Annotated in this window: 23 protein-coding genes; 10 read left to right on the forward strand and 13 right to left on the reverse strand. The window is 69.7% G+C overall.

Features of this window, described 5'->3' with window-relative positions:
- Position 1: 1 nt before the first annotated feature.
- Positions 2-1,480 carry a S28 family serine protease gene (locus D7X32_RS04025; RefSeq protein WP_120601164.1) on the reverse strand — a complete coding sequence of 493 codons (1,479 nt, stop codon included), beginning with the start codon at positions 1,478-1,480 and terminating at the stop codon, positions 2-4.
- Between the two features lie 87 nt (positions 1,481-1,567).
- A complete protein-coding gene (locus D7X32_RS04030) occupies positions 1,568-2,086 on the reverse strand; it encodes a hypothetical protein (RefSeq protein WP_244238836.1) in 519 nt (172 codons plus the stop codon).
- 161 nt (positions 2,087-2,247) lie between these two features.
- Between D7X32_RS04030 and D7X32_RS04035 the strand changes: the two genes are divergently transcribed.
- Complete coding sequence (locus tag D7X32_RS04035) at positions 2,248-3,261, forward strand: zinc-dependent alcohol dehydrogenase family protein (protein ID WP_120601166.1); 1,014 nt, start codon at positions 2,248-2,250, stop codon at positions 3,259-3,261.
- On the opposite strand, the gene D7X32_RS04040 is transcribed toward D7X32_RS04035, so the two are convergent.
- Complete coding sequence (locus tag D7X32_RS04040) at positions 3,248-3,649, reverse strand: TonB family protein (protein WP_120601167.1); 402 nt, start codon at positions 3,647-3,649, stop codon at positions 3,248-3,250. The genes D7X32_RS04035 and D7X32_RS04040 overlap by 14 nt on opposite strands.
- Before the next feature lie 20 nt (positions 3,650-3,669).
- On the reverse strand, positions 3,670-4,284 hold the full coding sequence (locus tag D7X32_RS04045) for a DUF2378 family protein (RefSeq protein WP_120601168.1): 615 nt from the start codon (positions 4,282-4,284) through the stop codon (positions 3,670-3,672).
- 235 nt (positions 4,285-4,519) lie between these two features.
- Between D7X32_RS04045 and D7X32_RS04050 the strand changes: the two genes are divergently transcribed.
- The 3 genes from D7X32_RS04050 (at position 4,520) to D7X32_RS04060 (ending at position 7,133) form a co-directional block, all read left to right on the forward strand.
- Positions 4,520-4,903, forward strand: coding sequence for a hypothetical protein (locus D7X32_RS04050; protein ID WP_120601169.1), 384 nt, complete (start codon positions 4,520-4,522; stop codon positions 4,901-4,903).
- 41 nt (positions 4,904-4,944) lie between these two features.
- Positions 4,945-6,561 (forward strand): sigma 54-interacting transcriptional regulator, encoded by a 1,617-nt coding sequence (locus D7X32_RS04055; RefSeq protein ID WP_120601170.1) that lies wholly within the window; start codon positions 4,945-4,947, stop codon positions 6,559-6,561.
- A 77-nt stretch (positions 6,562-6,638) separates the two neighbouring features.
- Positions 6,639-7,133 carry a hypothetical protein gene (locus D7X32_RS04060; protein ID WP_120601171.1) on the forward strand — a complete coding sequence of 165 codons (495 nt, stop codon included), beginning with the start codon at positions 6,639-6,641 and terminating at the stop codon, positions 7,131-7,133.
- Between the two features lie 46 nt (positions 7,134-7,179).
- Here the strand turns inward: D7X32_RS04060 and D7X32_RS04065 are convergent, their stop codons facing one another.
- Positions 7,180-7,821, reverse strand: a complete 642-nt coding sequence (locus D7X32_RS04065; protein ID WP_120601197.1) for a TetR/AcrR family transcriptional regulator — start codon at positions 7,819-7,821, stop codon at positions 7,180-7,182.
- An 81-nt stretch (positions 7,822-7,902) separates the two neighbouring features.
- On the opposite strand from D7X32_RS04065, the gene D7X32_RS04070 reads away from it, so the two are divergent.
- Positions 7,903-8,808, forward strand: coding sequence for an SDR family oxidoreductase (locus D7X32_RS04070; protein WP_120601172.1), 906 nt, complete (start codon positions 7,903-7,905; stop codon positions 8,806-8,808).
- Positions 8,809-8,919: 111 nt separating this feature from the next.
- Here the strand turns inward: D7X32_RS04070 and D7X32_RS04075 are convergent, their stop codons facing one another.
- On the reverse strand, positions 8,920-10,047 hold the full coding sequence (locus D7X32_RS04075; RefSeq protein WP_120601198.1) for an FAD-dependent oxidoreductase: 1,128 nt from the start codon (positions 10,045-10,047) through the stop codon (positions 8,920-8,922).
- Positions 10,048-10,186: 139 nt separating this feature from the next.
- On the opposite strand from D7X32_RS04075, the gene D7X32_RS04080 reads away from it, so the two are divergent.
- Positions 10,187-10,906, forward strand: coding sequence for a TetR/AcrR family transcriptional regulator (locus D7X32_RS04080; protein ID WP_120601173.1), 720 nt, complete (start codon positions 10,187-10,189; stop codon positions 10,904-10,906).
- A 12-nt stretch (positions 10,907-10,918) separates the two neighbouring features.
- Here the strand turns inward: D7X32_RS04080 and D7X32_RS04085 are convergent, their stop codons facing one another.
- Both D7X32_RS04085 and D7X32_RS04090 read right to left on the reverse strand, forming a co-directional pair.
- Positions 10,919-11,398, reverse strand: coding sequence for a PaaI family thioesterase (locus D7X32_RS04085; RefSeq protein ID WP_120601174.1), 480 nt, complete (start codon positions 11,396-11,398; stop codon positions 10,919-10,921).
- Between the two features lie 235 nt (positions 11,399-11,633).
- Complete coding sequence (locus D7X32_RS04090; protein ID WP_244238837.1) at positions 11,634-15,155, reverse strand: protein kinase domain-containing protein; 3,522 nt, start codon at positions 15,153-15,155, stop codon at positions 11,634-11,636.
- A gap of 117 nt (positions 15,156-15,272) precedes the next feature.
- Here D7X32_RS04090 and D7X32_RS04095 point away from each other — a divergent pair, with 117 nt between their 5' ends.
- From D7X32_RS04095 to D7X32_RS04105, 3 genes are read left to right on the forward strand one after another with little or no spacing between them, the layout of a single operon-like run.
- Positions 15,273-16,079 carry an alpha/beta hydrolase family protein gene (locus D7X32_RS04095; protein ID WP_120601176.1) on the forward strand — a complete coding sequence of 269 codons (807 nt, stop codon included), beginning with the start codon at positions 15,273-15,275 and terminating at the stop codon, positions 16,077-16,079.
- A 54-nt stretch (positions 16,080-16,133) separates the two neighbouring features.
- Positions 16,134-17,447 (forward strand): AAA family ATPase, encoded by a 1,314-nt coding sequence (locus tag D7X32_RS04100; protein ID WP_147450020.1) that lies wholly within the window; start codon positions 16,134-16,136, stop codon positions 17,445-17,447.
- On the forward strand, positions 17,444-18,298 hold the full coding sequence (locus tag D7X32_RS04105; protein WP_120601178.1) for an HNH endonuclease family protein: 855 nt from the start codon (positions 17,444-17,446) through the stop codon (positions 18,296-18,298). Before D7X32_RS04100 ends, D7X32_RS04105 begins: the two co-directional genes overlap by 4 nt.
- An 86-nt stretch (positions 18,299-18,384) precedes the next feature.
- Here the strand turns inward: D7X32_RS04105 and D7X32_RS04110 are convergent, their stop codons facing one another.
- Positions 18,385-20,304 (reverse strand): hypothetical protein, encoded by a 1,920-nt coding sequence (locus tag D7X32_RS04110; protein ID WP_147450021.1) that lies wholly within the window; start codon positions 20,302-20,304, stop codon positions 18,385-18,387.
- Between the two features lie 380 nt (positions 20,305-20,684).
- Here D7X32_RS04110 and D7X32_RS04115 point away from each other — a divergent pair, with 380 nt between their 5' ends.
- A complete protein-coding gene (locus D7X32_RS04115) occupies positions 20,685-21,533 on the forward strand; it encodes a DUF1206 domain-containing protein (protein WP_120601180.1) in 849 nt (282 codons plus the stop codon).
- Here D7X32_RS04115 and D7X32_RS04120 read toward each other — a convergent pair.
- The 4 genes from D7X32_RS04120 to D7X32_RS04135 all read right to left on the reverse strand — a co-directional run bounded on the left by D7X32_RS04120 (position 21,530) and on the right by D7X32_RS04135 (position 26,603).
- A complete protein-coding gene (locus D7X32_RS04120) occupies positions 21,530-22,969 on the reverse strand; it encodes a glutamine synthetase family protein (protein ID WP_120601181.1) in 1,440 nt (479 codons plus the stop codon). The two genes, D7X32_RS04115 and D7X32_RS04120, sit on opposite strands and share 4 nt — an antisense overlap.
- 239 nt (positions 22,970-23,208) lie before the next feature.
- Positions 23,209-24,468, reverse strand: coding sequence for a C39 family peptidase (locus D7X32_RS04125; protein ID WP_120601182.1), 1,260 nt, complete (start codon positions 24,466-24,468; stop codon positions 23,209-23,211).
- 114 nt (positions 24,469-24,582) lie between these two features.
- The gene (locus D7X32_RS04130; protein WP_147450022.1) at positions 24,583-25,281 is read right to left on the reverse strand and encodes a hypothetical protein; all 699 of its coding nucleotides are present in this window, start codon (positions 25,279-25,281) and stop codon (positions 24,583-24,585) included.
- The gene (locus D7X32_RS04135) at positions 25,278-26,603 is read right to left on the reverse strand and encodes a ferritin-like domain-containing protein (RefSeq protein ID WP_120601184.1); all 1,326 of its coding nucleotides are present in this window, start codon (positions 26,601-26,603) and stop codon (positions 25,278-25,280) included. The genes D7X32_RS04130 and D7X32_RS04135 overlap by 4 nt, the downstream gene beginning before the upstream one ends.
- Positions 26,604-26,649 lie beyond the last annotated feature (46 nt).

The following is a 26,649-nucleotide window of genomic DNA, read 5'->3' on the forward strand; positions in this document are numbered from 1 at the left end:
GTCAGTCGCGCGGCGGGCCGCGGCGGCGGTCCACCACGCCCGTGGTGACAGGCAGCTGCGCGGACTTCGCGCTCCGGGCCCGCAGGCTCATGGCCGCGGCGCTCTCCGCGGGCAGACCCGCCCAGGTCCGCAGCCGCTCCAACGCCACGGCCTGCTCCGCTTCCGGCAGGCCCAGGATGCTGGAGCCGTGGTTGCCGCCCGGCTCGTAGAACCGGTACGAGTCATTGCGCGCGCTCACGCTGAAGGCGCCCGTGGACCACGGGTCGTTCTCTCCGTAGACCAGCAGGATGCGCTCGCCGAACGCCTTCACCCAGCCCTCCACGAGCGGCATGACGAAGGGGTTGAAGGGGTACGGCCTCATGTCGAAGGGCACGAGCGCCCGCGGGTCGTAGCCTCGGGGATAGCGCAGGACGCCGCGCAGGTGCTCCTCCGCGGACGCGTAGCTGCCCAGCTGCGTGCCGGCCTGGAAGTCGTAGGGCGCGTAGTAGTCCAGGTCGCCGTCGCTCATGTACGAGAGGCCGACCACCTCATCCAGCGTGTCCACCAGCGTCTGCGCGGGGCCGCCCGGAGGGGGAATCCTGTCGCACAGCGACGCGTCGCCGTACTGCCAGAAGGCGAAGGCGAACTCGAGGACGCTGAACTCCAGCGCCTTGTCCACGCCCAGGAAGTCATAGGTGCTGCCGTAAGACGACGCCCCCGTCGCCTGGAAGAGGGGCTCCGTCTCCGCGCGCCGCTCCAGCACCTCGCGCTGGAAGACGCGGATGCTCTCACGGCACGCGGGCGTGCCCAGCTTGCCCAGGAACTTCACGTAGCGCGGGTCCTGCGTGCCGTAGCTGTTGGGGGCCACGTAGGCCACCGTGGCGTCCACGTCGCGTGGGAAGAACGCCCGGTGGTAGAGCGACGTCATGCCGCCCTTGCTGCCGCCGGTGCTGATCCACCTGGCGGGGAAGAGCGGCTTGAAGGCCTGGACGATGCGGTGGTGGTCCGCCGCCGCCTGCTCGATGCCGAGCAGCTTCCAGTTCGCGGGCTGCGGGATGGAGGGCGTGAAGAAGCGGTGCTCCACCGTCAGTTGATTGCCCTGCACCAGGTAGGTGGGCTCCCACTGGGAGGGGGACGTGCCAATGCCATAACCGGTGCTGGCCAGCACCATGGGCGCTTCCGCGCTCCGGAAGCGCAGCGTCATCCGCTGCTGGAAGCGTGTGCCATTCGGGTGCAGGTGGTCCGCCGGCTGGTCATAGCTCAGCAGGAAGAAGCGCACGCCCGGCGCGGGGGCCGGCCGCTCCTGCACCACCGTCAGGCCGGGAATCGCCTGCAATTGCGCGAGGATGTCCGGCGCCGCGTCCTGCGCGCGCTCCTGTGTCTGGAGTTGCTGCGTGCCTGGGGCCTCTGCCTCGTTGGGAAGTTCGCTGCCGCCACAGGCCTGGAGCCCCAGGGCCAGCGCGCACGCGAGCACCGCGGGACGACGGAAGAAACGTGACATGGGTAAAGCCCTCCTTGTTCGAAAGACAGAACGAACATGCCGGTCCTGTATTTCCAGAAGAAGGACTTCCCAGGTGCCTCCGGCCAACTACTTGCGTCTTGGATGTGAATCGCGCAGCAGCGGTTGGCCTTGACGCAGGTGCTTCGCCAGCGCGGCGTAGGAGCCCTGCTGGTACCTGGCCCACGCCTCGGGATGCAGCAGCTGCTCCAGCGCCCCGGCGATGACCTGGGCGTGTCCCTGGAGGTGCGTGTCGGCGTGGAGTTGGTCCACGGCGTCGGCGCGGTCGTCGGCCACCACGGCTCGGGCCGTCAGCGTGTCCGCGTAGGTGGAGTAGTCGTTGTAGTAGGTCCAGGCCGCGCCGCGCAGGGTGAGGCCTTCCAGCGCGACCAGCTCTCCGTGGAAGAGGAGGTTGTCCGCCTGGATGGAGCCGCCCGCGAAGAGCAGGGCGTAGTCGAACCCTTCGTGGACGATGTTGCCCTCCACGACCACATCCCCCGCGACCAGCAGGCGGGACTGGTCGTCCAGGAGGAGGTGGCCCTTCACGTGGAGGCTGCCCTCTTCGACGAGGAGGTCCGTGCCTTCGGAGAGCGTCAGGTCGCCGTCCACCTGTCTTGTCGCGGCGGAGGGCGGAAGACTGGCTTTGAGGAGGGCCCGCTTCGCGGCAGTCCCGCAGGGGGCATGGAGCGAGGGGTGTTCCATCAACTTCTGGAGCAGTGACATGGCGGGACCCTGTTCGGTGTGGAGTCCTGGCTCTAAGGTCATACGTCATGAACGTCTACGAGATTCGCGGTGCCTTCGGTCTGGACAACCTGGTGCGCGCGGAGCGGCCGGACCCCGTGCCTGGACCCTTCCAGGTGCGCGTGCGGGTGAAGGCCACGAGCCTCAACTCGCGCGACCTGATGATGATTGAGGGCCGCTACAACCCGCGCCAGAAGCTGCCGCTGGTGCCCAACTCGGACGGCGCGGGCGTGGTGGACGCGGTGGGCCCGGGCGTCACCCGCGTGAAGCCCGGGGACCGGGTGATGACGCTGTTCGCGCAGGCGTGGCAGGCCGGCGAGCCCACGAAGGCCATCACCACCACGACGCTGGGCGGTCCGCTGGACGGCGCGCTCGCGGACACGATGCTGCTGCATGAGGACGGCGTGGTGCCCACGCCCGCGTACCTGACGGACGAGGAGGCCGCCACGCTGCCGTGCGCGGCGGTGACGGCGTGGAGCGCGCTGGTCACGCAGGGCGGGCTCAAGGCCGGGGACACCGTGCTGGTCCAGGGCACGGGCGGCGTGTCCATCTTCGCGCTGCAGATTGCCCGGCTGTCCGGCGCGCACGTCATCGTCACGTCCAGCCGCGACGACAAGTTGGAGCGTGCCCTGAAGCTGGGCGCGCAGGAGGGCATCAACTACGTCACCACGCCGGACTGGGAGAAGGCGGCGCGCACGCTCACCGCGGGCGTGGGCGTGGACCACGTGGTGGAGGTGGGCGGCTCGGGCACCTTCGAGAAGTCACTCAAGGCGGTGCGCGTGGGCGGCACCGTGTCCGTCATCGGCGTGCTGTCCGGCGGGGCGGGCTCCGTGTCCCTCATCCCCATCCTGATGCAGAACCTGCGCGTGCAGGGCGTGCTGGTGGGCCACCGTCAGTCCTTCGAGGCCCTCACCCGCGCGTTCGCGCTCAATGACATCCACCCGGTGGTGGACCGCGTGTTCCCCTTCGCGGAGGCGCGCGCCGCCTTCGAGCACATGAAGCAGGGCGCGCACTTCGGGAAGATTGTCATCAAGGTGAGCTGACCCACGCGAAGTGGAAGTGGGCTTCCAGCGTGGGCGCGGTGGCGTTCTTCGGCAGGGGCGGGAAGGGAGCCGCCTTCTTCACCGCGGCGAGCGCGGCGGCGTCCCACGCCTTGGAGCCGGACTCCGTGAGGATGGCGGTGGAGATGAGCTTGCCGTCCTTGCCGAGGACGGCCTGGACGATGGTCTTCTGCCCCAGCGCCGGCGTGCCCTTGGGGCCCGGCTGCTTCCAGACCTTCGCGACGCGCTGGAAGGCCTGCTGCTGGTAGGCAGGGCTGTCCACCGAGCCCTGGAAGTAGGTCTGGAGCTGGGGACTGCCGCTCGCGGCCAGGGCCCCGGAAGCGAGGGCCAGCGCGAGCACCACCACGGCGGTTTTCGGGATGCGGAGCATGGGCCGAATATAGGGCCCGCTCAGTTCCTCGGCTGCGGCCCGCGAGGCGGCGGCGCCTTCGCTTCGGGCGGTTTGCCGGCGCTCTTCTCCGGCAGCCAGGACAGGTCGTACACCGCCGCGTCGCCCGCGCTGCGCATCAGCACCACGGAGGCGCCCTGCGCGCCGCTCTTCTCCAGGCCGGCGGCGAACAGGCCCCGGTAGAAGCCCGCCACCACCACCGGGCGGCAGGTGAGCACGTAGCGCGTGGGCCCCGTCTGCTCCAGCCGCGCCTCCAGGTAGTTGGTGCCCGTGCGCAGGTTGCGCGTCATCCGCTCCAGCATCCGGTGCGGCCCCAACAGCCGCACACCCGCCAGCAGCGCGCTGCCGATGAGCGTGGCCCCGTAGCCTTCCAGGAAGCGCCGGCCCACCACCTCCGCGCCGTCGTCCAGCGTGGCCGCGGGCGCGAGCACGGAGGCCGCCAGCTTCAGCGACTCCACCCACACCTCCAGCGGATAGGCCACCGCCAGCTTTCCGCGCGGGTCGATGCCGGCCTCGCGCAACTGGCGCGCGCACGGCTCGTCCAGGTGGTCACCCAGGGCGCGAATCAGCCCTTCGAAGCTCTGCTGGAACACGAGGCGTTCGGGGGTCGTCGGCATGCCTTCCCACGCTACCCGTGTGAGCGGGGCTGTCTCAACCCGGTAGGTTCCCAGACTTCAAGAACTTTACGTGGATTGTTCGAAAACGCAGTGCGGCAGGGGGGCCGACGGGTCGGTCGACGCGGTTTCGACGCGTCGAAAGGGGGGCGTGGCGTGGCCTCCAGAGGGAGCGGGGCGTGGCATCGCGGTTGCTCTGGGGGGAGGCGTCACCTCAACCACCTGAAGGAGCAAGACCATGGGCACTCCCTCCGTGATTTTCGTCGCCAACAACACCAGCGGCGCCAACTGGCTGCCGGGCACCCCCACCATCGACCACGGCGCCATCAACCCGTCGTCGCTGCCCAACGTGACGGCGCAGTCGGGCACGCAGAACCTGTTCACCGCGGAGCCCAACTGGGGGCTGATGGGGGACGAGGGGGCCGTGACGTATTCGTGCGGCGCGAGCCCGTCGACGGACCAGTTCGTGCTGTGGTGGGACAACCGCTGGTCGCACGCCTCCGGCCCGGGCGTCATCGCGAAGAGCACGAACTACGACGTCTCCTCCACGGTGTCGTTCAGCCAGGGCTCCGGCAACTACACCGTCACGGTGAGCCTGGCGCCCAAGACGGCGAAGCGCTGACGGCGCGGCGGCCGGGAGCGGGTGCGGTAGGGTCGTGGGCCATGCCGCACGACCCCCTCGCAGACCTCTCCACGGCCGCGATGCAGGAGCGTGGAGCCTCGCGGGGGGCTCCCCGTGCCGTGCCCGCGCTGACGGTGGTGTCCCATCCGGTGCCCCGTCGCGTGGGAGACCGGCGGCTGCTGGACGCGGTAGTGGCGGGGCGGCCGGTGGCCCTGTCTCGCAACGCGCCGGACTTCGCGAAGCCGGGCAGCTCGTTGGGGCTGCCGCTGGCGGATCCGTTCGTGAGCCGCAAGCCGTTGGAGTTCTCCGCCCTGCCGGACGGAGGCGTGCGGCTGACGGTGCCGGAGGACGGCACGCACGTGGTCGCGGCGGGCGTGTTGCTCCTGGGCACGAGGGACTTCAGTCCGCCGGAGTTGATGGAGGGTGTGGCGCTGGAGCTGTCGGGCCGCGTGGTGCTGTTGCTGCATCAGGTGGAGCTGGACGGCGAGGGCGCGGCGGAAACGCTGGACATGGTGGGCGAGAGCGCGGGCCTGCGGAGGCTGCGCCGGCACATCGAGCGCGTGGCGGACCTGGACGTGTCGGTGCTCATCCGGGGCGAGACGGGCACGGGCAAGGAGCTGGTGGCGCAGGCCATCCACAGATTGGGACCGCGCAAGGCGGGGCGCTTCGTCAGCGTGAACCTGGGCGCCATTCCCAAGGAGCTGGCGGCGGCGGAGCTGTTCGGCTCGCAGAAGGGCGCGTACTCGGGGGCGACGCGGGACCGCGAGGGTTTCTTCCGCGCCGCGCACGGGGGCACGCTGTTCCTGGACGAGGTGGGCGAGGCGCCGCCGGAGGTGCAGGTGATGCTCCTGCGCGTGCTGGAGACGGGGGAGCTGTACCCCGTGGGCGCCAGCCAGCCGGTGACGGTGGACGTGCGGCTCATCGCCGCGACGGACGCGCACCTGGAGGAGCAGATCCGCGACGGGCGCTTCAAGGCGCCGCTGCTGCACCGGCTCGCGGGCTACGACCTGCGCGTACCCGCGCTGCGTGAACGGCGCGAGGACGTGGGCCGGTTGTTCTTCCATTTCGCGCGCGAGGAGCTGGCGGCGCTGGGAGAGGCGGCGCGGCTGGACTCGGAGGATCCGCACGCGGAGCCGTGGCTGCCCGCGCCACTGGCGTCCCGGCTGGTGCGGGCGGCGTGGCCGGGCAACATCCGGCAGCTTCGCAACCTCACGCGGCAGCTGGTGATTGGAAGCCGGGGGCAGGCGCGGCTCCAGGCGGACTCGCAGCTGGATGAGCTGCTGGGCGTGCCGGAGGTGCCGGTGACCGCGGCGGCTCCGGTTCGCGTGGCGGTCGCTCCGGAGGCGCGTGAGGCGGCGGTGCCCCGGCGCAAGCCCTCTCAGGTGACGGAGGCGGAGCTGCTGGCCGCGTTGCGGGCGAGCGCGTGGGACCTCAAGGCGGCGGCGGACGCGCTGGGGATTCCGCGGCCGTCCGTCTACGACCTCATCGACAAGAGCCCGAACCTGCGCACGGCCGGGGACCTGGGCGCGGACGAAATCACCCGCTGCTTCGAGGCGTGCGGCGGCGACCTGGACGCGATGGTGCGCACGTTGGAGGTATCGAAGCGCGCGCTGGGACGGCGGTTGAAGGAGCTGGGCCTGGTGGCGAAGGGGACGTGAGCGGGCGGTCGCGCCGCGTGGCACGCTGGCTGCTGAGTCGTCGCGCCGTCAGTGCCCAACCTCTTGGAGGGTTCCCCATGCGAAGCCGCGTCCTCTTCCCGCTGTGTCTCACCGGACTGCTGCTGGCCTGTGCCAGCGGTCCCCGTTCCTCCCCTGAAACCGGGCTGTCCGACAGCGGGCCGGTGCAGCCCTGCACGTCGGGCGCGCCCGCGGGGTCCGAGGGCGGCACGGTGGTGGACATCACCGCCAGTTCGGACGGCAAGGTGCACTTCAGCAGCAAGACGGTGCAGGTGCGGGCCGGTCAGGCGGTGACGTTCGTGTCCCAGGTGCAGCAGGACCGGTGCATCGGGGTGTCGAACAGCGCGCTCCTGAAGGATGGGTCGCAGAACCCGCTGCCGGTGCCCGCCTGCCAGAGCGCTTCCTGGACGCTGCGCGGTGGCGATGAGCCGGGGACGAACACGCAGTGGTGGTCCTGCCCGACGAGCGACTGCTCCAAGTGCACACAGCCCCAGCAGGGCATCACGGAGACCATCAACGGCACGCTGGAGGTCACCGGGCGCGGCGAGGACTGAATCGAGCAGCTCCTTTGCCCGTGGGGTCATCCCGGGACGGAACCGGTCAGGGCTTGCGGGCCCTGGCCGGCCTGGTGGGCCGCTGTGGCGGCGCGGCTGGGGCAACGGCCGGGGCCACGGGGCCGGTGCTCGCGGTGACGGCCCTGAGCTCGTCGAGGCCGAGCTGGATGTGCCTTGAGAGGTCCTGCTCCTTCGGGTCCTCGAGCCAGCGCTCGAACGCGACCTTGAAGACCGCGATGCCTGCCTCCGCGGCCAGGCTCGCGGTGGGCTCGGTGACGCCGCGCTTCCGCAGGGTGTCCGCGGCGGCCGAGGCGAGGGAGGCCAGCTTGATCAGCTCGCGCTCCCGGAGATCCGCGTGCGCGGCGAGCAGCGCCTGCCGTGCCCGGGCATGCTCACGGCGGTCCTTGAAGAAGGGGGCCATCGCATCCAGGGCGGTGGCGACCGCGTCGAGCGGCGCGGTCCCCTGGGGGGCGCCCGCGATGGTGGTGACGATGCGCTCGTGCAGCGCGTCCGAGCCCCCGAACAGGACCTCCTTCTTGTCGGTGAAGTAGCGGAAGAAGGTCCGCTCCGTGAGCCCCGCGCGCGCGGCGATCTCCTCCACCGTCGTCCGGTCGTACCCGTGCTCCTGGAACAGGGTCATCGCGGCCTGTGCGAGCCGGTCTCGTGCGTTGGGTTCCCAGCGGCCCATGGGCATCAGCATAACCTGATTGCAGTCACTGACATCACTTGTTAGATGTGATGTCAGCAGCTGACATCAAGGGGCTTTTCCATGCGCGTATTCGTCACGGGTGCATCGGGTTTCATTGGCTCGGCGGTCGTCCCTGAACTCCTGGGGGCGGGGCATCAGGTGGTGGGGCTTGCCCGCTCGGATGCTTCGGCCCGGGCCCTGGAGGCGGCGGGGGCGGAGGTCCATCGCGGTTCGCTGGATGACCCGGACAGCCTGCGCGCCGGGGCGGCGAAGGCGGACGGGGTCATCCACCTGGCGTTCATCCACGACTTCTCGAAGTTCCAGGACTCCATCCGGGCCGACACGCGCGCGATTGAAGTCATGGGCGCCGTGCTCGAGGGTTCCCATCGGCCGCTCGTCATCGCCTCGGGGCTGTTGGGACTCGCGCCGGGCCGCACCGCCGTGGAGACCGACGCGCCACCCAAGATGGGGCGCGGCGCGTCGGAGGAGCTGATGCTCGCGCTGGCCACGCGTGGCGTGCGCACGTCCATCGTGCGGCTTGCTCCGTCGGTCCATGGCCAGGGCGACCATGGCTTCGTGCCGCACCTCATCCACTCCGCGCGCCAGAAGGGCGTGTCCATCTACGTCGGAGAGGGGGCGAACCGCTGGCCCGGCGTGCACCGGCTCGACGCGGCCCGGCTCTTCCGGCTCGCGTTGGAGCGAGCCCCCGCGGGCTCGAAGCTCCACGCCGCCGCCGACGAGGGCGTGCCCACCCGGGACATCGCGAGCGTCATCGGCCGGCGGTTGGGGGTGCCGGTCGTTTCGAAGAAGCCGGAAGAGGCGGGCGACTTCGTCGGCTTCCTGGGGGCGTTCTTCGGGTTCGATGCCCCCGCGTCGAGCGCCCTCACGCGCGAACAGCTCGGCTGGCGTCCCGTCGAGCCCGGGCTCCTCGCCGACATCGACAACGACTACTACTTCGCGTCGGACACTGGCATGCGGATGTCGTAGTCGTGGCGAACGAGCGCTGGAGCCCCGGCGTCACGGGGGGCCCCCGTCAGCGGCGTGCCGCACGAACCTGTCCGACAGTCGGACAGGTTTGGAGAACCGAGGCTCGGGCGGCTACGCGTTTCCGGTGAGCAGGCTGATCAGGCCGTGGGGCGCGTTGTCGTCGAAGCAGAGCCCGAAGTCGCGAGTGGCTTCGATGGCGGCCTCGGCGCTGCGGATGAACAGGGCCTCCTCGTACGCGGTGAGCGCGGCTTCGACATCACCGGGGTGCGCGGCGATGGCCTTGCCGAGCTCGGCGCCGTCGTACATGGCCAGGTTGGCGCCTTCGCCGTTCGGGCGTGTGAGGTGCGCGGCGTCGCCGAGCAAGGTCACGCCGGGCACGCGGTCCCACCGGTGCCCGATGGGCAGGGTGTTGATGGGCCGGAGGACCGGTGGGGTGTCGCCGTCGGTGATCAGCGCGGTGAGCTCCGGTGCCCAGCCGGTGAACTCCTGCGCGATCCGCGCGGTGGCCGTGGCGGAATCGGTGAAGTCGATGCCGGCGAACCACTCCTTCGGCTGGGTGAGCGCGACGTAGGTGTGGAGCGTCCCGCCGCTCTCGCGGTGGGCCTGGATCCCCTTTCCCCCCGGTACGAGCGCGGCCATCGCCCCGCCGCCGACCGCTTTCGCGCTGGCGGGGTGCCGGGTGTCGGCGTCGAACAGGTAGGTCTCGATGAACGACGTGCCGACGTACTCAGGAGTGGCGTTGGAGAGCAGCGGCCGGACCCGTGACCACGCGCCGTCCGCGCCGACCAGCAGGCGGGTGACGACGGTGGTGCCGTTGGCGAAGGTCACCTCGTGGCGGCCGTCGCCGAGGGCACGGACGCTGCTGACCTTGTGGCCCCACCGGACGGTGCCGGCGGGGAGTGAGTCGATCAGGAGCTTTCGCAGCTCGCCGCGGAGGACCTCGGGGCGTCCCCCCGTGCCGTCATCGGGTTGGTCGAGCAGCACGGTCCCGTCCCAGGCGAGGACCCGCGTCGCCTCGCGGCCCTCCAGGATGAGGCCGCGGAACGCGTCCATCAGGCCCGCCGCCTGGAGCGCCAACTGGCCGTTGTAGTCGTGGATGTCGAGCATCCCGCCCTGCGTGCGCGCCGTCGGTGAGGGCTCCGCCTCGTAGACCGTGGCCGGGATGCCGTGGACGTGGAGGACGCGGGCCAGGGTGAGTCCGCCGAGTCCGGCGCCGATGATCGTAACGGGGGTCTGCATGGGGGCTCCTTCGGGCTCCAGGCCACCGGTGAGGTCCGGCCGGCCATCCATGGAACGTCGTTCCATACTTAAATTGGAACGGCGTTCCAGAGATGTCAAGGAAGTTGGAACGGCGTTCCAGGCATGCCACGATGGAGGCATGGCACCGCGGACGCGCAAGTCGGAGCGGCGGACAGAGGCGCTCTCCCGCGAGCGCATCATCGAGGCGGCCGTCGAGCTGCTCGACACGGCCGGCGAGGGCGGGCTGACGTTCCGGGCGCTGACCGAGCGCCTGGCCACCGGGCCTGGGGCCATCTACTGGCATGTGGCGAACAAGGACGAGCTGCTCGACGCGGCGACCGACGCCGTCGTCGCCGCCGCGCTGGCCACCGAGCCCGCCGGGTCTCCGGACTCACCGCGGGATGCGCTCAACGCCGTCGCGCTCGGCTTGTTCGACGCGATCGACGAACACCCGTGGCTCGCCACGCAGCTCGCCACGCAGTTCTCACGCGGCCCCTGGAAGTCGGTGACGCCGCGGATCCTCGAAAGTATCGGTCGGCAGGTCCGTGCGCTGGGTGTGCCCGAGCGCCGCTGGTTCACCGTGGCCACCGTGTTGATGCACTACATCCTCGGCGCCGCTGGCCAGAACGCCGTCAACGGCCGTGCTCACGGGCCCGGCGTGAACCGCGACGAGTTCCTGGGCGCTGTGTCAACGGCATGGAAAGAGCTCGACCCCGACGACTACCCGTTCACCCGGGCTGTCGCCGACCAGATGCCCGGCCATGACGACCGGGAGGAGTTCCTCGCGGGGATCGCGCTCATCCTCGCTGGCATCACCGCGGTTCCCCCGCCACCCCGGAGTCACCGGGCGAGGCGCTGACCTCGAGACGTCTCAGCCCGGGGTCTCCCGATGGCTCACGGCCATCATCGTCGCGAGCATGGTCGCGACGGGTTTGAGGCCCGCATCGGTCTCCGCGAACACGTCACCCGTGGTGACAGTGAGCGTCCGGCCGGGCTTCGTCACCCGCCCATGCGCGATGAACTTCCTGCCAGCGGCGGGCGCGAGGAAGTTCACCTTGTACTCCACCGTCAGCACGGCGGCGTCCACGGGCATCAGCGAGTACGCCGCGTAGCCGCAGGCGCTGTCGACGATGGCCGTGACGATGGCCGCGTGCAGGTATCCGTGTTGCTGCGTGAGGTCCTCCCGGAACGGCAGCTCGATGACGACCTCGCCCGGCGACACGGAGGTCAGCGTCGCGCCAAGGGTGTCCATGACGCGCTGGCGCGCGAAGCTGTCGCGAACACGCTGCTCGAAGGCGGCATCCGCTGGAGTGAAGACCTGCGGTCCGAAGGGCGGCCTGGTAGCGCTCATCGACGTGCTCCCACACGAAAGGGTTCGGGGCGTTCGAATGTACCGTCAGGGCGGGAGCAAACACCGCGTTCGTGGGCGTGGCGACGAACATGGGCGGTCCCCCGAACAGTCGCGAGCCGTGGCTTGGTCCGAGACCGCGATTCCGGTGTAGAGGGCGAGTGGCATGCACCGGCGCTACGTACGCTGCGTCAGGGCTGCAACGCCTCGAACGGCGACGATGTCGCGCCATCCACGGTCAGTCCTGCGGCAGCTTCGCGAGGGCGCGGCGCAGGTCATCGCGCAACCCATTCGCGTCCTTCCACTTCGGGCGCGCGGTGAGCACGGCTTCGGTGAGCGACAGGCCCTGCTGGAGGTGGGCGCGGGCATCCGGACCGGAGGCGGTCGCGCCCCATTCGCGAAGGAAGGCGCCGTAGGCCAGGCGCGGGTCCAGGTTCTCGGGGTCCAGCTCCAGCGCCTTCTGGAAGTCGCTCGCCGCGGCCTGGAAGGACGCGTCTGGCTTCAGGCCCCGATGTGCTTCGTCGCGAGCCTGAAGTGACCTCACTTCGCCCCGCCAGCGCCATGCCTGCGCGAGCGATGGATTGAGCTTCAGCGCGCGCTCCAGCGCCTCCGTGGCCTGGGCCAGTGCCGGACGCGGATCCCTCCCGTGCTTCAGCGCATACGCGGCCACGGTGTGGTGCACCTGTCCCAGGTTGGCCCACGGTTCGGCGAGCCCCGGCAGCAACGTGGTGGCCTGCTGGAGCTCGGCCTGGGCCTCCTTCGCGCTCGCGGTGGGGTCCTGGTCGCGCAGCAGGCGCCAGGTCGCGCGCCACATGCGCACCTCGCCCAGGTTGTTGTGCGCGAAGCCCACGGTGGGCGCGATGGCGATGGCCTGGGTGAAGGCCTGCTCCGCCTGGTCCAGCAACGGCTCAGGCGCGTCTCCCCGGTCCCACGCCTCGCGGGCCTGGTCGAGCAGGACCGTGCCCACGCCGTTCTGGAGCGGTGGCAGCTTCGCGTTGATGACGACGCCGTGGCGGTAGGCTTCCAGCGCGCGGGCAAGCCCCGGCCCTGCGTCGCCGCCGTGGTCGCGCAGGCGCAGGGCGAGCGTGCGGTGGACCTCCGCGAGGTAGAACCACGCGACGACGTGTCCCGGGTCGAGCGTGCTCGCGCGCTCCAGCGCCGTCCGGGCCTCCTCCAGGTCCGAGTCCTTCGACGGCGCACGCGGATGGTTGGCGCGGTTCACGTAGGCGGTACCCAGGTTGATCCACGCATCCGGCCGCTTCGCGTCCAATTCCAGCGCCCGCCGGTAGGACGTGATGGCCTGCTGCCGGAAGGGCAGCGAGTCCCCACCGCGTCCGTCCTCTGAATCCGCCCACACCTTGAAGACGAGCCCCAGGTCCAGGTGGAAGTCGTAGTCGCGCGCGGACTCCGGGATGGACTCGAAGGCAGCGACGGCGGCCCGCAGCTGTTCGCGCGGATCCTCGTTCCGTTCCTGCCGGTAGCGGGCCCACTGCCACCAGCCCATGGCCAGCGCGTGGCGTGCCTCCACCTTGGAGGGCTCCAGCCTCAGGGCCTCCTTCGCCGCGTCGAGCGTGCGGGTGAGGAGTGGCTCCACGTCACCTCCGCTGCTCAGGCGCACCTGAGCGAGCCGACGGTGGAGCCTTGCCTCCAGCACCCAGGTGTCCGCTTCATCAGGAGCCGCCGTGCGCGCGCGTGACACGGCCTCCATCCCACGCGTGTACGCGGGCAGCACGTCACCCTGGCCGGACTGCTCCAGCAGCAGGGCCTCCTGTTCCAGCTCCGCCCGAGCCCGGTGCACGGCGGACACGCTGCGGCCGATGTCCGCCGCCGCGTCGTAGGCCCGGCGTCCGGCCTCCAGGTCGTCCCGGGCCGCGTCGCGTTCGCTCGCCAGCGCATGGCGTACGGCGAGGGCGAGCAGGACGTCGCCCCGAAGCAGTGGCGCTTCGTGGAACCACGGCAGCCGCGTGCCCAGTGCGTCCAGTGACTTCAGCGCGTCCTCGAAGCGCTCCTGATGGAAGGCGCGGAGGGCCTCCGCGTATTCGGGGGCGGGCACCTCCGCGCCACGGCCCTGCTCCAGGAAGGCCAGCGCCGGGTCGCGGGAGTGCGTCTGGGCTTCGCGCCGCTTCGCCTCTCGGCTGACGGTGTCCGGGATGCGGTCCGCTTCCAGCCGTTCCCGTTGGTAGCGGTGGCCCAGCACCAGCGCGAGCGCATACGCCACGCGAGGCTCGCGGAAGCCCTTTGCCCATGCGGCCTCCAGGTGCGTGAGCGCGGTCTCCTCGTCCCCCAGCGCGAGGAACCCGCGTCCCAGCGCGTAGTGGCCCGGGCCTTCCGCGACGGGGCCGGCGTCGCGCATGGAGGCTTCGATGTCGCGCATGCGGGCGCGCATCGCCTCGCGGTCCGGCCGCGTGTCGTGCAGGGGCGCCTGTCCGGAGTAGCGGGCCTGGGCCTCGATGCGTTCAACACCTTCGGTGAAGCGCCGGGTCAGGGCCTCGCGGTGGGCCACTTCCCGCCGGGCCATCACGCCCTGTCCCACGGCGCCCGCCACGGCGAGCCCGGTGATGCTCGCGACGACGACGGCGATCCGGTGACGGGCCACCCACTTGCGCACGCGGTACGCGGGGCCGGTGCGCGCGAGGACGCGGTCGCCTTCGAGGAACCGCGTGAGGTCCTCCGCCAGCGCCCGCGCGGAGCCATAGCGCCGCGAGCGTTCCTTCTCCAGGCACTTGAGGACGATGGCCTCCAGGTCCGCCGGAATCTCCGCATCCAGCTCTCGAGGACGGCGAGGTTCCTGGGTGGCGATGCGCCCGAGCACCTCCAATCCATTGGCACCGGTGACAGGCGGTTGGCCGGTGAGCAGGTGGTACAGGGTGGCGCCCAGGCTGTAGACGTCCGCGCGCCGGTCCAGGCGGGACACTTCGCCCCGGGCCTGCTCCGGGGCCATGTACTGGGGCGTACCCAGCACGGTGCCGGTGGCGGTGGCGGCATCGTCGCTGGACCAGTCGCGCGCCAGGCCGAAGTCCATGACGTAGGGGCGCAGGGCGCCGTCCTCGCCGCGCTCCACGAGGATGTTGGAGGGCTTGAGGTCGCGGTGCACGAGCCCGGCCAGATGGGCCGCGTGTACTCCCAGCGTGGCGTCGCGAAGCACGAGCGCCTTCTGCTCCATGGACAGCGTTCCGGCCAGGGCGTGCAGCGGCGTCCCCGCGATGTACTGCATGGCGATGTACGCGCGGCCCTGGACCTCGCCGACCTCGTACACGCGGCAGACGCGCTCATGGTCCACGCGGGCCTGCGCGCGGGCCTCGGAGATGAAGCGGCGGGACAGCTCCGGGTCTTCGTCGCGAACGAACTTCAGCGCCACGTCCCGGTGCAGCCGCAGGTCCCGGGCCAGGAAGACGCGGCCCATGCCGCCTTGACCCAGGAAGCGCACGGGCCGGTAGAGCGTCCAGTGCGGCACCGGAAACGCAGGCCCGTCCACCACGGCGGCGGGCGCGGCGCCCGGAGGCAGCGTGTCGTCACCGGTGCCCTTGCGTGCGCCGTCATGGGGGCGTTCGTCATCGCTCGGAGGCGTCTCGGCCTCCGCCTCCATGCTCCTGCGCATCGACACGAGCGAATCCGCGGTGATCCGCCCCTGCTCCACGAGGAGCTGGAGCGGAGAGATTCCACGCCGCGCGGCTTCCTCGCGCACGGCCTCCACGTCCTCGCGGGAGAGGAGGCCCTCGGCCAGGGCCATGCGCAGTTCTGCTTCATTCGCCTCAAGCACGCCAGGACGCTCCCATCGCGGGGGGAGCGTACCGGAGCCTTCAGTCTCCACGCACTTCGCCCCCTGGCGGCGCGGCGCGACTTGCGGTGCCCGCCCGCCCGTTCCCAAGATGCGCGCATGAGCTCCATGTGGGTCCTGGAAACGCCGCAGCCGCCGCCGGACGCGCGAATCGCCTATGGCGAAGCCCCGCAGCAGTTCACCGAGCTGCGCAAGCCCAAGGGCAAGGGCCCGCACCCCGTGGTCCTCTTCGTCCACGGCGGCTTCTGGCGCGCCGAGTACGGCCTGGAGCACGCGGGCCACCTGTGCGCGGACCTGACGAAGCGCGGCTTCGCGACGTGGAGCGTGGAGTACCGGCGCGTGGGCCAGGACGGCGGCGGTTTCCCCGGCACCTTCGAGGACGTGGCCTCCGCCGCGGACCACCTGGTGGACGCGGCCCCGTCGCTGGGGCTGGACCTCTCCAACGTGGTGGCCATGGGCCACTCCGCTGGCGGACACCTGGCCATGTGGCTGGCCGCTCGGCACCGCCTCACGCCGAAGCAGCCGCTGTACCGGGACGCACCGCTGAAGCTGAAGGGCGTGGTGTCCCTGGCCGGCGTGGTGGACCTCGCGCAGGGCGCGGCGCTGGACCTGGGGAACGGCATCGTGAAGACCTTCATGGGCGGCACCCCGGAACAGGTCCCCGAGCGCTACGCCGTGGCCTCACCCGCCGCCCTCCAGCCGCTGAAGCTGCCGCAGGTCCTCATCCACGGCACCGAGGACGACACCGTCCCCCTGAAGGTCAGCGAGGGCTTCCACGCCCGGGGCGTCCAGCAGAAGGACCCCGTGCACCTGGTGCCCCTGAAGGGCGCGGGCCACTTCGAGCTCATCGACCCGCGCTCCAAGGAATGGCCCCGCGTGGTACAGGCCGTGCGGACGTTGCGCTAGCGACAATGCCAGTCTGGCATCGCTGTCGTCGCATCGGCTGATATCTTGTCGTTCATGTACCTGACCCGAATCTCCATCCGGAACTTCCGCGGCATCGAAGCACTCGACTGGGAGCTTCCGTCCAAGGCGCCGCGGGCCGGATGGCACGTGTTCATCGGGGACAACGGAGCCGGCAAGAGTTCCGTCCTCCGGGCCGCGGCACTTGCGCTCGTTGGACCGGAAGAGGCGCCGATGCTGCGTCTCAACTGGAACGACTGGGTGCGCTTCGGAACCGGTTCAGCGGACATCGATCTCCTGGTTGAAGCTGACCCGAAGCAAGATCGGCCTGTCGGCAGGTCAGCCGTGAAGGGTCCGCTGCGCGTGGGAGTCGACGTGCTTCGTCACCCGAAACCTCGGGTTGTCGGGTCGACGCAATGGAAGACGCGAGGCGCGCCGCCCGAGTCGAACATCTGGGGAAGCCCGCGCGGCTGGTTCGCGGCGTCCTACGGGCCGTTCCGCCGCTTCACCGGCGGTGACCGGGAGTGGGAGAAGCTCCTTGAAGCGCAGTCGCGCGTCACGCGCCACCTTTCGATTTTCGGTGAGTCGGTGGCGTTGACATCCGGCCTCAAGTGGCTGTGCGACCTCGCGCTGCTTGAATACTCGCCGGGTGGGCGAAAGAAGCCGCGCGTTGCGCCAGTCACCGTGGACAAGGTGAGCAGGTTCGTGAACCAGCCCGGGTTCCTTCCCCACGGGATGCACATCGACGAGGTCACGCCGCAGGAGGTCGTTTTCCGCAATGCCTCCAAAGCGCGCGTCCCCGCTGAGAACCTGAGCGACGGGCATCGTGCCGTCCTCAGCATGACGTTCGAGCTGCTCCGCCAACTGTCACTCGCGTACCCCGGTGTCGCTCTCTTCGACAAGTCGGGTCTGAACGTGGCGCGGCCCGGTGTCGTGATGATTGACGAGGTCGACGCACACCTGCACCCGACATGGCAGCGGGAGATCGGCCCCTGGTTCTGCAAGCACTTTCCGAACATCCAGTTCCTCGTCACGACCCACAGTCCGCTCGTCTGCCAGGCAGCGGAGTCTGGCACCGTGTTCAAGCTCGCCGCGCCGGGCTCTGACGAGGAAGCGCGGTTCCTCACCGGCCTCGACCTGGAACGTCTTGTCTTCGGCAATGTGCTTGAGGCCTACGGGACCGGAGCCTTCGGTCTGCAGCAGACGACCCGCTCGCGCACGTCGCAGGCCCGCGTCGACGAGCTCGCGGACCTGAACGCCAGGGAGCTGACGGATGGACTGACGAAGAAGGAGATGACCCGGCAGCAGGAGCTCCGGCGGTCCTCTCCAACCGTCGCGTACGTGTCGGAGCCGAAGGAGTCGAAGGCATGATCCGGCTGCCCCGGTTTCGCCTGGAGGCGAAGGTCGCGAAGCAACTGAATGCGTATCAGGACGAGGTCCTGGCGCATCGTGGCTACACCGGCCGCGTCGCGGAGGCGAAGCGGCTCTTCTCCCGGTACAATGCGAGGAAGAACGCGACCTTCGCGAGCGTGAAGGCGGTCCTCACGCGGATGTGTTCCGGCGCGCGGCGCTGTTCCTATTGCGAAGACTCGGTGGCCGACGAGGTCGAGCACATCTGGCCGAAGGACCTCTATCCGGAGCGCGTCTTCGTCTGGGACAACTACTGCTACGCGTGCGGTCCCTGCAACGGCCCGAAGAACAACCAGTTCGCGGTCTTCGTCGGCGCGAGCCGCAGTCCTACGTTGCTCGCCCACCCGAAACGCAAGCAGGGCCAGACCCAGCCCACGCTCAAGAAGCCGGCCACCGGCAAGCCGGTGCTCCTCGACCCGCGCAAGGACGATGCGACGCAGTGGCTGACGCTCGACATCCTCGACACCTTCCAGTTCGTCGTGACGGCGAAGGGCGGGACGCGCGACGCGGCCCGGGCGAGGTACACGCTGGAGGTGCTCGGACTGAACCGTGCACCCCTGCCGACCGCCCGCGCACAGGCCTTCGATGGGTATCGCGCGAGGCTGCGCGAGTATTGCGAGGAGAAGCGCGCAGGCGCATCCGGCAAGCGACTGGTCCTGCTGCGGGACGCGCTCCTGCGGGTCAGCCACCCCACCGTATGGGTCGAGATGAAGCGACACCGTGCGAGGGTTCCCGCGTTGAAATCGCTCTTCGCCGAGGCGCCCGAGGCGCTGGATTGGGCCCCCCTCCCAGGCGCCGCGGGGGAGCGCTGACGCCCGGCGCGAAGACTGCGCACCCCAGCGTCTGCCGAGGGTGTGCGCCAAGGAATCCTGCTGGGCTGTCAGGCGTCTTGTCCGGCCTATCCGGCCCCGTCACCGAACTCTTCCGTACGCCAGGTCGCGGAGATCCGCCCGTCCAGTGAAACCCAGCCGTGGATTCGTTCCAGCAGGTTCTTGTCGTTGTAGAGCGCGCGTTCAATGGAGAAAGACTTCCCAAGATTGAACCGGCGCTGATGGACCGTCACGGTCTCTTCGGCCAGGACGCTTCTGGAGAGGGAGAGACCGGGCAGGATGTGCTCCTGTAGCTCCTGGAGCGCAAGCTCGAATGGGCCTCCGGCATCCGGGTTCTCGAAGGCATGTTCGTAGGCCGCCCAGCCCATGGACATCCGGAGCTCACCTTCGCGAAGGAAGCCGAAAGACGCGAAGCTGGCGTCGTCCCCTCTGACTTCCTCGACGACCTCCTCCTCGCCGGTGACCTCTCGAAGCGTTCGGTGGCCAAGACGGTGGGGCTTCACGGGCTGCTCGGGTCCCGCCGGGCTGTCCGCCTCGCGCTGGAGTGCAACGAGGGCTGGACCGGAGACCTTTCGCTCCTGGAGAAGCCGCTGCGTGATTTCTCTTCGCCGAGCCTGGGATGCGCGCGCCGCGGTGACTCGTAGATGGTGATGCAGCAGGGCCGCTGCCTGCTCCGGGTCGATGGCGTCGGAAGCCTCGGTGAGCGCTTCCGAGAGCCGGGCAAGCCCCACATCACATCCGTGGCTGCTTCCCGTCCACGCGGCGGTCTCGCAGGCCAGGGCGGCGCTGAGGACACGACTCCAATGGCGGTCCCTCTCTCTCCTCGGACGGGACTCATTCTCCTTGTGCCAGAGAAGGCTCACCAGGCTGGCGGACTTGTCACCGGAACCCATGGGGCCTTTCAAGCAGGCATCAATGCACCGTTTGCTTGGGGGACAGTAGCGCTTGCCAACAGGCTGGTGTGTGTACTGACCGTGCAGTGAAGCTTGTGGGAGGACGACGACGGTCAGCGCTTTTCCCCCCAAGGTCACGCCGCGCCCACCAGGGCTTCCAGCGCCTCCAACGGCTACGCTCGGGGCACCCGCCTTGGGCGCCACTGGAGCCTGCTCGAGCTGCACTCTCCCTCGAAGATGCTGCCGGTAGACACGCTCACAGGTGTCGAGGACTTTGCCTCGTTGTTCACTGGCAAGTGGAGCGACGGCCTTGTGCTCGATGAGCCAGGGGGCCCCTCTCCGGGGAAGGGCGTAGGTGTCCGGGGTGGACTCCGTCGTTTCAGGAATGCGGACGAAGAGCCACGCCTGTGGGAAGTGCAGCATGAAGTGCACCAGGCCGATGATGGCACCCAGGATGCTCGCCTGTGAGAAGGGGCCGGTATCCATGGGCGAACCCGTATCGGGGGTCAGGAGATGTTCGCGCAGGCTCGCGGAGAGAATGCTGCGTTGCGCACGCGTGAGCGACTGTCCGCCCAGGATGCTGAGCATCTCGACGGAGGTGTCGCTCAGCTCAAGAAGTGCGGGCGGCGGTCCCCCTGCAATCGTCTCGCGAATCTCGGAGCCCGTCATCTTGAGAACTGGAACGGGAAGGAGACGGATGGGGATCCGGCTCTTGGCGCGCGGGCGGCTGCCGCTGAGAATCCGGCCGACGTCCGCGAAGATCTTGTCCTGGGTCTCGGTGACGGCGGAAGCGACCGCCGCCTGCTGCTCGGCATTCCTACGGTCCGTGTAGACTTCCAAGAGCGCGGACGACAGGGCCTCGTGCAGCTCTTTTTCTGGAAGGTCCAGCGTGGATATGGCGCTCTGGATAACCAAGAGTCCATCGACGAGGTAGGATTTGTGTGAAGGGCCTGGCTCAGCCAGATGGAAGAAGTCCCTGCGCGTCAGCATTCGTGCCAGCTCTTGCTGGGAAATCAGGTCGGACCAGGGACCGAGGATCGACTTGTACTTGGCGAGGAGCTGCGCGAGCTTCTTCTCGGTGCTGAGGCTTGGCATCGGCATCTCCAGTGGGTCTTGCTGGAGGACAGACGGTCCCTCAAGTGTGCCGGTACTCCGTTCCCACTCTTCTCCACTTCGAGGAGGCGGGGCAAATCTTGCCCGGGCTACAGGTGGCACGGTCGTGCGGCTGCGCTTGCTTTCCCGGTGCCGCATGGAGCGATTGGCACTGAGGGCCGGCGCCTGAAGCATCCACTCATGGGCGATCAGCAACCTTCTGCATATCGCGCTGCTTCGTCACGCTCGACTGAGCAAGCAGCCAGCCGGGCCCCCCGTTCCCCGCTCGGAAGGGGGACCGGGGGAGGCGGCTGGCGTCCGTCCGCGCCGCCGGATGCGCACCCTGTCCTTCGGTCCTGGGTGAGGGACGGAGGAGCATCCACATGGCGACGATGGACGTGATGCGGGGGCCGGGCATGGAGCGGCTGTCGCGCGGCGCGAAGGAAGCCGCGAACCACCCGTGGGCGAAGAAGCTGGGCCGCATGGGCTACGCCGCGAAGGGCTGCGTTTACGCCATCATCGGCGTGCTCGCGCTGAAGCTCGCGGCGGGCGAGGGCGGCCGCGCCACGGACAGCCACGGCGCGGTGGCCACCGTGGCGCACGGGCCCTTCGGCATCGCGCTGCTGTCCCTGCTGGCGGTGGGCCTGATGGGCTACGTCGTCTGGCGCTTCGCGCAGGCGTTCGCGGACACGGAGGAGAAGGGCTCGGACGCGAAGGGCCTTGCCGCGCGCGCCATGTACTTCATCAGCGGCGTCATCTACGGCTCGCTGGCGCTGTTCGCCGTGAAGACCGTGGTGGGCGCCTCACAGGGGAGGGGCAAGGGCACGCAGGGCTGGACGGCGACGCTGATGGAGCAGCCCTTCGGCCGCGTCCTGGTGGTGCTGGTGGGGCTGGGCATCGTCGGCTTCGCGCTGAAGCAGTTCCACACGGCGTGGAAGGCGAAGTTCCGGGAGAAGCTCACGCTCACGGGCCTGGCGGCGACGCATCAGCACCGCGTGGAGCGGGTGTGCCAGTTCGGCATCGCGGCGCGGGGCGTGGTGTTCGCCGTCATCGGCGGCTTCCTGGTGCTCGCGGGCGTGGACGCGAACCCGGGAGAGGCCAAGGGCCTGGGAGAGGCCCTGGCCGTCGTCGCCCGCCAACCCGCGGGCGACGTGCTCCTGGGGGTGGTGGCGGCGGGCCTGGTGGCCTACGCCGCCTACCTGTTCCTCCAGGCGCGCTACCGCGAACTCTAGAAGAGGTTCCAGAGGTACTGGTTCGTCACCTCATGGTGGAACTGGATCTCCGCGTCCTTCACGCGGGTCCCCAGCTGCTTGGGGCAGCGGTCCGCGGAGGCCACCTTCAGCTCCGCGTACTTGCCCTGCACCTGCTCACCCAGCGTCTGCGCGATGAACTGGCTGCCCTTGAAGAAGCGCACCGCGTCGTAGATGTTGTCCGGCAGGAAGCGCGTGCGGCTGCGCTTGGTCTCCGCGTCCTCCTGCGGCTGCGGCCCCTCCAGGCCCGTCTTCAAGAGCGTGTAGAGGACCATGTACGGGTTCGCGTCCGGCGCCACCGAACGGCACTCGACGCGCGCGCTGCGCTCGTTGCCGAACGGGATGCGCACCATGGCGCCGCGGTTGTTCGCGGAGGCCTTGATCTGGTTGGGCGCCTCGTAGTGCGGATCCAGGCGGCGGTACGAGTTCACGCTGGAGTTGAGCACCAGGCAGATGTCGTTCGCATTGGTGAGGATGCGGTCGATGAACTCCCAGCCCATGGGCGACAGGCCGTCCTGACCGCCCTTGTCGTAGAACAGGTTCTTGTTGTTCTTCGACAGCGACATGTTGATGTGCATGCCGTTGCCGTTCACGCCCGTGACGGGCTTGGGCAGGAAGCTGGCCGTCAGCCCCTGCTGCGCGGCGACCTGGCGGCAGAGCAGCTTGTAGAGCTGGATCTGGTCAGCGGCGACCAGCGCCTCGCTGTACGAGAAGTTCATCTCGAACTGCGAAGGGGCCACTTCCGGGTGGTCCTTCTCGTTCTGGAAGCCCATGGCGCGCTGCGCTTCGGCGGCCTTGTCGATGAAGGTGCGCAGCCCGTCGCCCGGCAGCGCGTGGTAGTAGCCGCCGATGGAGATGAACTCGAACTTGCCCTCTTCGTGGTAGTGGCGCTCGGCGTCACGGTTCTTGAAGAGGAAGCCTTCGATTTCCGGCGCCGCGTGGAACACGGTGCCGTCCTTCTGGAACAGCTGATCGGTGGCGCGCTTGAGCTGGCCGCGCATGTCCGAGTGGTACGGCGTGCCGTCGCGCTCCAGCACTTCGCAGAACGCCAGCACCTTGCCGGGGCCGAAGATGTCCGACGGCAGCCAGTAGAACGCGCTCCAGTCCACGTTCAGGCGCAGGTCGCTCTCCGCCTGCGCGGAGAAGCCGCGGATGGAGGAGCCGTCGAAGGTGAGGTTGTCCGCGCTCTTGAGGAGGAACTTCTTGTCGTAGTCCAGCATGTGCAGCCGACCTTCCAGGTCGGTGAAGCACACGGTGACGGCCTTGATGCGCTTCTCGTCCGTCAGGTACTTGATCCGCTCCTCGCGAATCTTGTCGGCCGACTCGCGGCGGAGGCGCTGCTCCTTCACCTTGAGGTTGAGCTCCTCCAGCTCGTCGTAGGGAATCTCCAGGAAGTCCCGCAGCGGCTTCTGCTCCATGGTCCTGCCTCCAGGTGGTCCCCTCCCGGATGACCGGTGGGGACATCAAAATCACGCGCGCAGGTATTTACATTCCGCGACTTGAAATCAAGCCTAAATTCTGCGGACTGAAGCCTAAAGGGCTTGCTGGGTCGCGCACGCAGGGCTGGACGTCAAGGGACGGGGTGTCTGACGCCCCGGCCAGTGGACACTGCGCGCCGCGCTGCGTCGGCCGCGTGTCCGCCTTCGGACGCACGGGGCTACGGGAGGGGCGTGAGGCCCTGTGAGGGCAGCGGGGTGCCGGCGGGCCAGAGCACGTACGCGGCCCCCCGGGAGTGCTGCCAGGCCCGCCACAGCTCGGCGCGGGGGTAGGTGGCGCTGGTGGTTTCGTTGGAGCCGAAAGCAGGGTCGTTGACCACGACGTCGCCCTTGTCGGTGAAGCCCTTCACGACGATGAGGTGGCCGTCGGTGCGGCGGGCGGCGCCGCCGGGGAGCTCGCCGGGTTCGTAGGCGATGCTGATGCTGACGGGGATGCCGGCGTCGATGAGGCGCTCCACGGGGGCGAAGGAGTCGAAGCGGGCGACGAGTCCGTGCAGGGCGCCGTTGGACATGCTGGCGGCGTAGGCGGTGTTGAAGCTCCAGTTGCCGGTGCCCTTGTAGACCCAGTCATAGGTGTGGGCGGCGGCGGTGGGCACGGGGTGTTCCAGGTCCGCGCGGCCCAGCTTCCGGCTCCAGTAGCCGAGCAGCATGGTGGTGGACGTGGGGGAGCACCAGACCTCGCCGCCGTCGGGGTAGATCATCTGCGAGTAGCCCGGCACGTCGAGCACGATGCCCCACGCGGTGCGGTCCGACGTGGCGTCCTGGGGCTTGAGGCGCGTGTCGGTGACGGCGGCGGCGAGCGCCCGGACGCGGGGGCTGGCATCCGCGCGGTCGGAGAAGAGGTGGACGGTGACGCGCAGGGCGTCCGCGCGGCGCTTGAGGTTGAGCGTGTCGGTGAGGACGTTGCCGTCGGCGTCGCCCTGGCCGTCCACGCTGTGGCGCGCGACGGTGGCGGTGTCGAAGGCCCAGATGCCCAGTTCGTAGTCCTTGGTCCAGGTGCCTTCGACGCGGGCGGAGACGGTGAGCTTCACCCAGGTGCCGGGAGGCGTCTGCGCGTCGAAGGACGGCACCACGCTGTCGAAGCCGCCGGGGACGGACTGGACTTCGGAGGTGGCGGTGCCGAAGCGGAAGGTGCCGCCGTTGTAGAAGCTGCCGCCGTCCAGCCAGGCGCCAGCGGGGAACGGATCCGTGCCGTCCTTCGCGGTGGAGGGGTCCAGCTCCAGCGCGCCTTCCGCGGTGACGCGGGTGCCGTCGCGGGAGAAGCGCGCGAGGTCCCCCGTCACGGACGTCTTCTGCCACAGGCGCGCGGGCGAGCCTGTGTCCGGGGACGCGTCCGGCGAGGCCGGCGGCGGCGAGGAGGCGCAGGCCCAGATGCAGGTGGCCAGCAGGACGGCGGAGAGGACGCGAGCGCGGGCGTTCACACGCGGGATTGTCGCAAACGGTCTGACACGGTCACAAGGCGGATTCCTGGAAAGTCCGGCTGAGCGGACAGAAGCGGGTCCAGGCACGCGAACTCGAGCCCGCGTGACGGGCAGTCACCGCCTCACAGGATCCGCGAGGTGCGGCTCGAAGTCGCAGGTCTCGTCACCCCCGCGCAGCACGTGGCTCTCCATCTCGCGGACCTCTCCGGAGGTGGACACGTGGAAGACGTGCTGGGTGATGGGGATGTCCCGGGCGCATTGGATGCCCCGGAAGCCGATGACGTCGTAGCTTCCGTCCGCGTTCGCCTTCACGCCTCCCTGGTCCACGTCGTAGCAGAGGAAGTCGTAGCCCAACGCGTAGACCATGAGGACGGCCTCCTGCTCCGTGTCGATGGTCCCCAGCACCTCCCTGACGGCGGCCGGCGTGGAATGGATCCGCACCTCGTCCCCCTGGGTCGTGAGCAGGAAGTGGTAGGCGCAGATGCCATTGGAGTAGCAGGAGAAGTGGAAGCCCTCGGAGGGGCGTGATGCATCCACCTCGGCCTGACACGCGGAGACGTCACCGGCCGTCGCACAGGTCTGCCCCCAGGCGTCGATGCTGCTGGAGGGATATTCCGTCGAACGAGGCTCGCTCGAGCTGCGGACCTGGACCGCGTCCAGCCCCGCCGCGGGACGAAGGTCCTTGAAGTGGGGATGGGTGCTCGCCCAGAAGGAGCAGGCGACCTCCCTGTAGCCATCCGTGTCCGCCGAGGAGTCGCAGCCGGCCAGCAGCAGCGACATTCCCACCAGGGTCCTCGGGAGGAAGCTCCTCACGCCCAGAGCTCCTGCTCCAGCGTGTCCAGCAGCGCCAGCGCCGCCTCCGGCGTGGGCATGCCCGCCTCCGTGACGATGCACGCGTCGAGCGGCACCGCGACCTCCTGCCGCAAGAGCGCCACCGCGCGCCGCTGGGCCTCCCTCACGCTGTCCCGCTCCTTCGCGGAGAGGCGCGGCCGGGCCCACTGGTCGACGTCCCACGACAGCGCCGCGTGCCGCGTCTCGTCCTCCGCGATGCGGACCATGGCCTGCCGCACCTCCAGGTCGCGCGCGTGCATCGCCTGGTGGTGGGCGAGCAGCGCGCCGTACGTCTCGCGCACGCAGCCCTCCACGGCGTTCTCCAGGGCCACGTCCACGAGCGTGCGCAGGGGCAGCTCCTCCACCACCGGACGCTGGGGCGTGCCACCGAAGCGGCGCGCGAGCCGGTCCGTCACCCGGGCGTGCTGGACCTCCTCCATGGCGCTGCGGCGTGCCGCGTCCTGGAGGCCCAGGTCCGCGCCGTGCAGTTCCAGTTCATCGCGCAGCCGCAGGAACGCATGGACCGACGCCGCTTCCAGGTGCGCTGCGTCCGCGAAGTAGCGCCCCAGTGCCTCCGGACTCTGGCACGCCTCCGCCACCTGGAGCCCCACCGGCCGCCGGCCGATGTTGCAGTTCGGGTCGCCCTTCTCCAGGACGTAGCTCTCCAGCTCTCGCACCTCACCGGAGGTGGACACCCGCGCCAGGTGCTGTGTCAGCGCGGTGTCGGGTCCGCACGCGTAGCCCTTCGTGCCGATGACGTTGAAGCTGCCGTCTTCGTTCTTCTTCACCGCGCCCAGCTTCAGTTCGGAGCAGCTCACGTTGTAGCCCGCGGCGAAGGCCCGGAGCACCGCCTCCTGCGAGGTGTCGACGGTGCCCAGCAGGCCCTGGACGGACTCCTCGGTCGTGTACGTCGTCACCGCGTCGCCCGACGTCGTGACCAGGAAGAACTCCTGGCAGTAGTCGATGCACTCGCGATGGAAGCCTTTGCCGGTGGTCGCGTCCTCCAGGGCCGCCTCGCAGGTGGGGACGTCCGTGGCCGTCGCGCACGCCTGTCCGGAAGACGAGGCTTTGTTGGCGCGCGGATCCGACAGCGCAGGGTGGAAGTAGCGGAGCTGGACGAAATCCCGGGGCTGGGACAGCGTCAGGTCCCCGAGCGCGGGGAAGCGGCCGTCGCACTCGACTCGCGAAAAGCCCGTCACGTCCGAGCTGTTCCCCAAGCCGCCACAGCCCGCGAGCACCAGCGGCGTGGCGAGCGAGGCGCGCAGGGCCCGCGAGAAGAGATGGCGCAACCGGTGGACGTTCAAGAGGGCTCCAGGAAGAGGTGTGTCCGGGGCCTTGAGCAATGAAGAT

It is taken from the genome of Corallococcus carmarthensis, from assembly GCF_003611695.1.
Lineage (GTDB): Bacteria > Myxococcota > Myxococcia > Myxococcales > Myxococcaceae > Corallococcus > Corallococcus carmarthensis.

Bases quoted from the DNA above. Each gene is read 5' to 3' on its own strand.
- D7X32_RS04040 (WP_120601167.1), bottom strand. From the start codon at position 3,649: ATGCTCCGCATCCCGAAAACCGCCGTGGTGGTGCTCGCGCTGGCCCTC.
- D7X32_RS04050 (WP_120601169.1), top strand. From the start codon at position 4,520: ATGGGCACTCCCTCCGTGATTTTCGTCGCCAACAACACCAGCGGCGCC.
- D7X32_RS04025 (WP_120601164.1), bottom strand. From the start codon at position 1,480: ATGTCACGTTTCTTCCGTCGTCCCGCGGTGCTCGCGTGCGCGCTGGCC.
- D7X32_RS04110 (WP_147450021.1), bottom strand. From the start codon at position 20,304: ATGCCAAGCCTCAGCACCGAGAAGAAGCTCGCGCAGCTCCTCGCCAAG.
- D7X32_RS04080 (WP_120601173.1), top strand. From the start codon at position 10,187: ATGGCACCGCGGACGCGCAAGTCGGAGCGGCGGACAGAGGCGCTCTCC.
- D7X32_RS04085 (WP_120601174.1), bottom strand. From the start codon at position 11,398: ATGAGCGCTACCAGGCCGCCCTTCGGACCGCAGGTCTTCACTCCAGCG.
- D7X32_RS04075 (WP_120601198.1), bottom strand. From the start codon at position 10,047: ATGCAGACCCCCGTTACGATCATCGGCGCCGGACTCGGCGGACTCACC.
- D7X32_RS04115 (WP_120601180.1), top strand. From the start codon at position 20,685: ATGGCGACGATGGACGTGATGCGGGGGCCGGGCATGGAGCGGCTGTCG.
- D7X32_RS04105 (WP_120601178.1), top strand. From the start codon at position 17,444: ATGATCCGGCTGCCCCGGTTTCGCCTGGAGGCGAAGGTCGCGAAGCAA.
- D7X32_RS04035 (WP_120601166.1), top strand. From the start codon at position 2,248: ATGAACGTCTACGAGATTCGCGGTGCCTTCGGTCTGGACAACCTGGTG.
- D7X32_RS04100 (WP_147450020.1), top strand. From the start codon at position 16,134: ATGTACCTGACCCGAATCTCCATCCGGAACTTCCGCGGCATCGAAGCA.
- D7X32_RS04070 (WP_120601172.1), top strand. From the start codon at position 7,903: ATGCGCGTATTCGTCACGGGTGCATCGGGTTTCATTGGCTCGGCGGTC.
- D7X32_RS04095 (WP_120601176.1), top strand. From the start codon at position 15,273: ATGAGCTCCATGTGGGTCCTGGAAACGCCGCAGCCGCCGCCGGACGCG.
- D7X32_RS04055 (WP_120601170.1), top strand. From the start codon at position 4,945: ATGCCGCACGACCCCCTCGCAGACCTCTCCACGGCCGCGATGCAGGAG.
- D7X32_RS04060 (WP_120601171.1), top strand. From the start codon at position 6,639: ATGCGAAGCCGCGTCCTCTTCCCGCTGTGTCTCACCGGACTGCTGCTG.
- D7X32_RS04120 (WP_120601181.1), bottom strand. From the start codon at position 22,969: ATGGAGCAGAAGCCGCTGCGGGACTTCCTGGAGATTCCCTACGACGAG.
- D7X32_RS04065 (WP_120601197.1), bottom strand. From the start codon at position 7,821: ATGGGCCGCTGGGAACCCAACGCACGAGACCGGCTCGCACAGGCCGCG.
- D7X32_RS04045 (WP_120601168.1), bottom strand. From the start codon at position 4,284: ATGCCGACGACCCCCGAACGCCTCGTGTTCCAGCAGAGCTTCGAAGGG.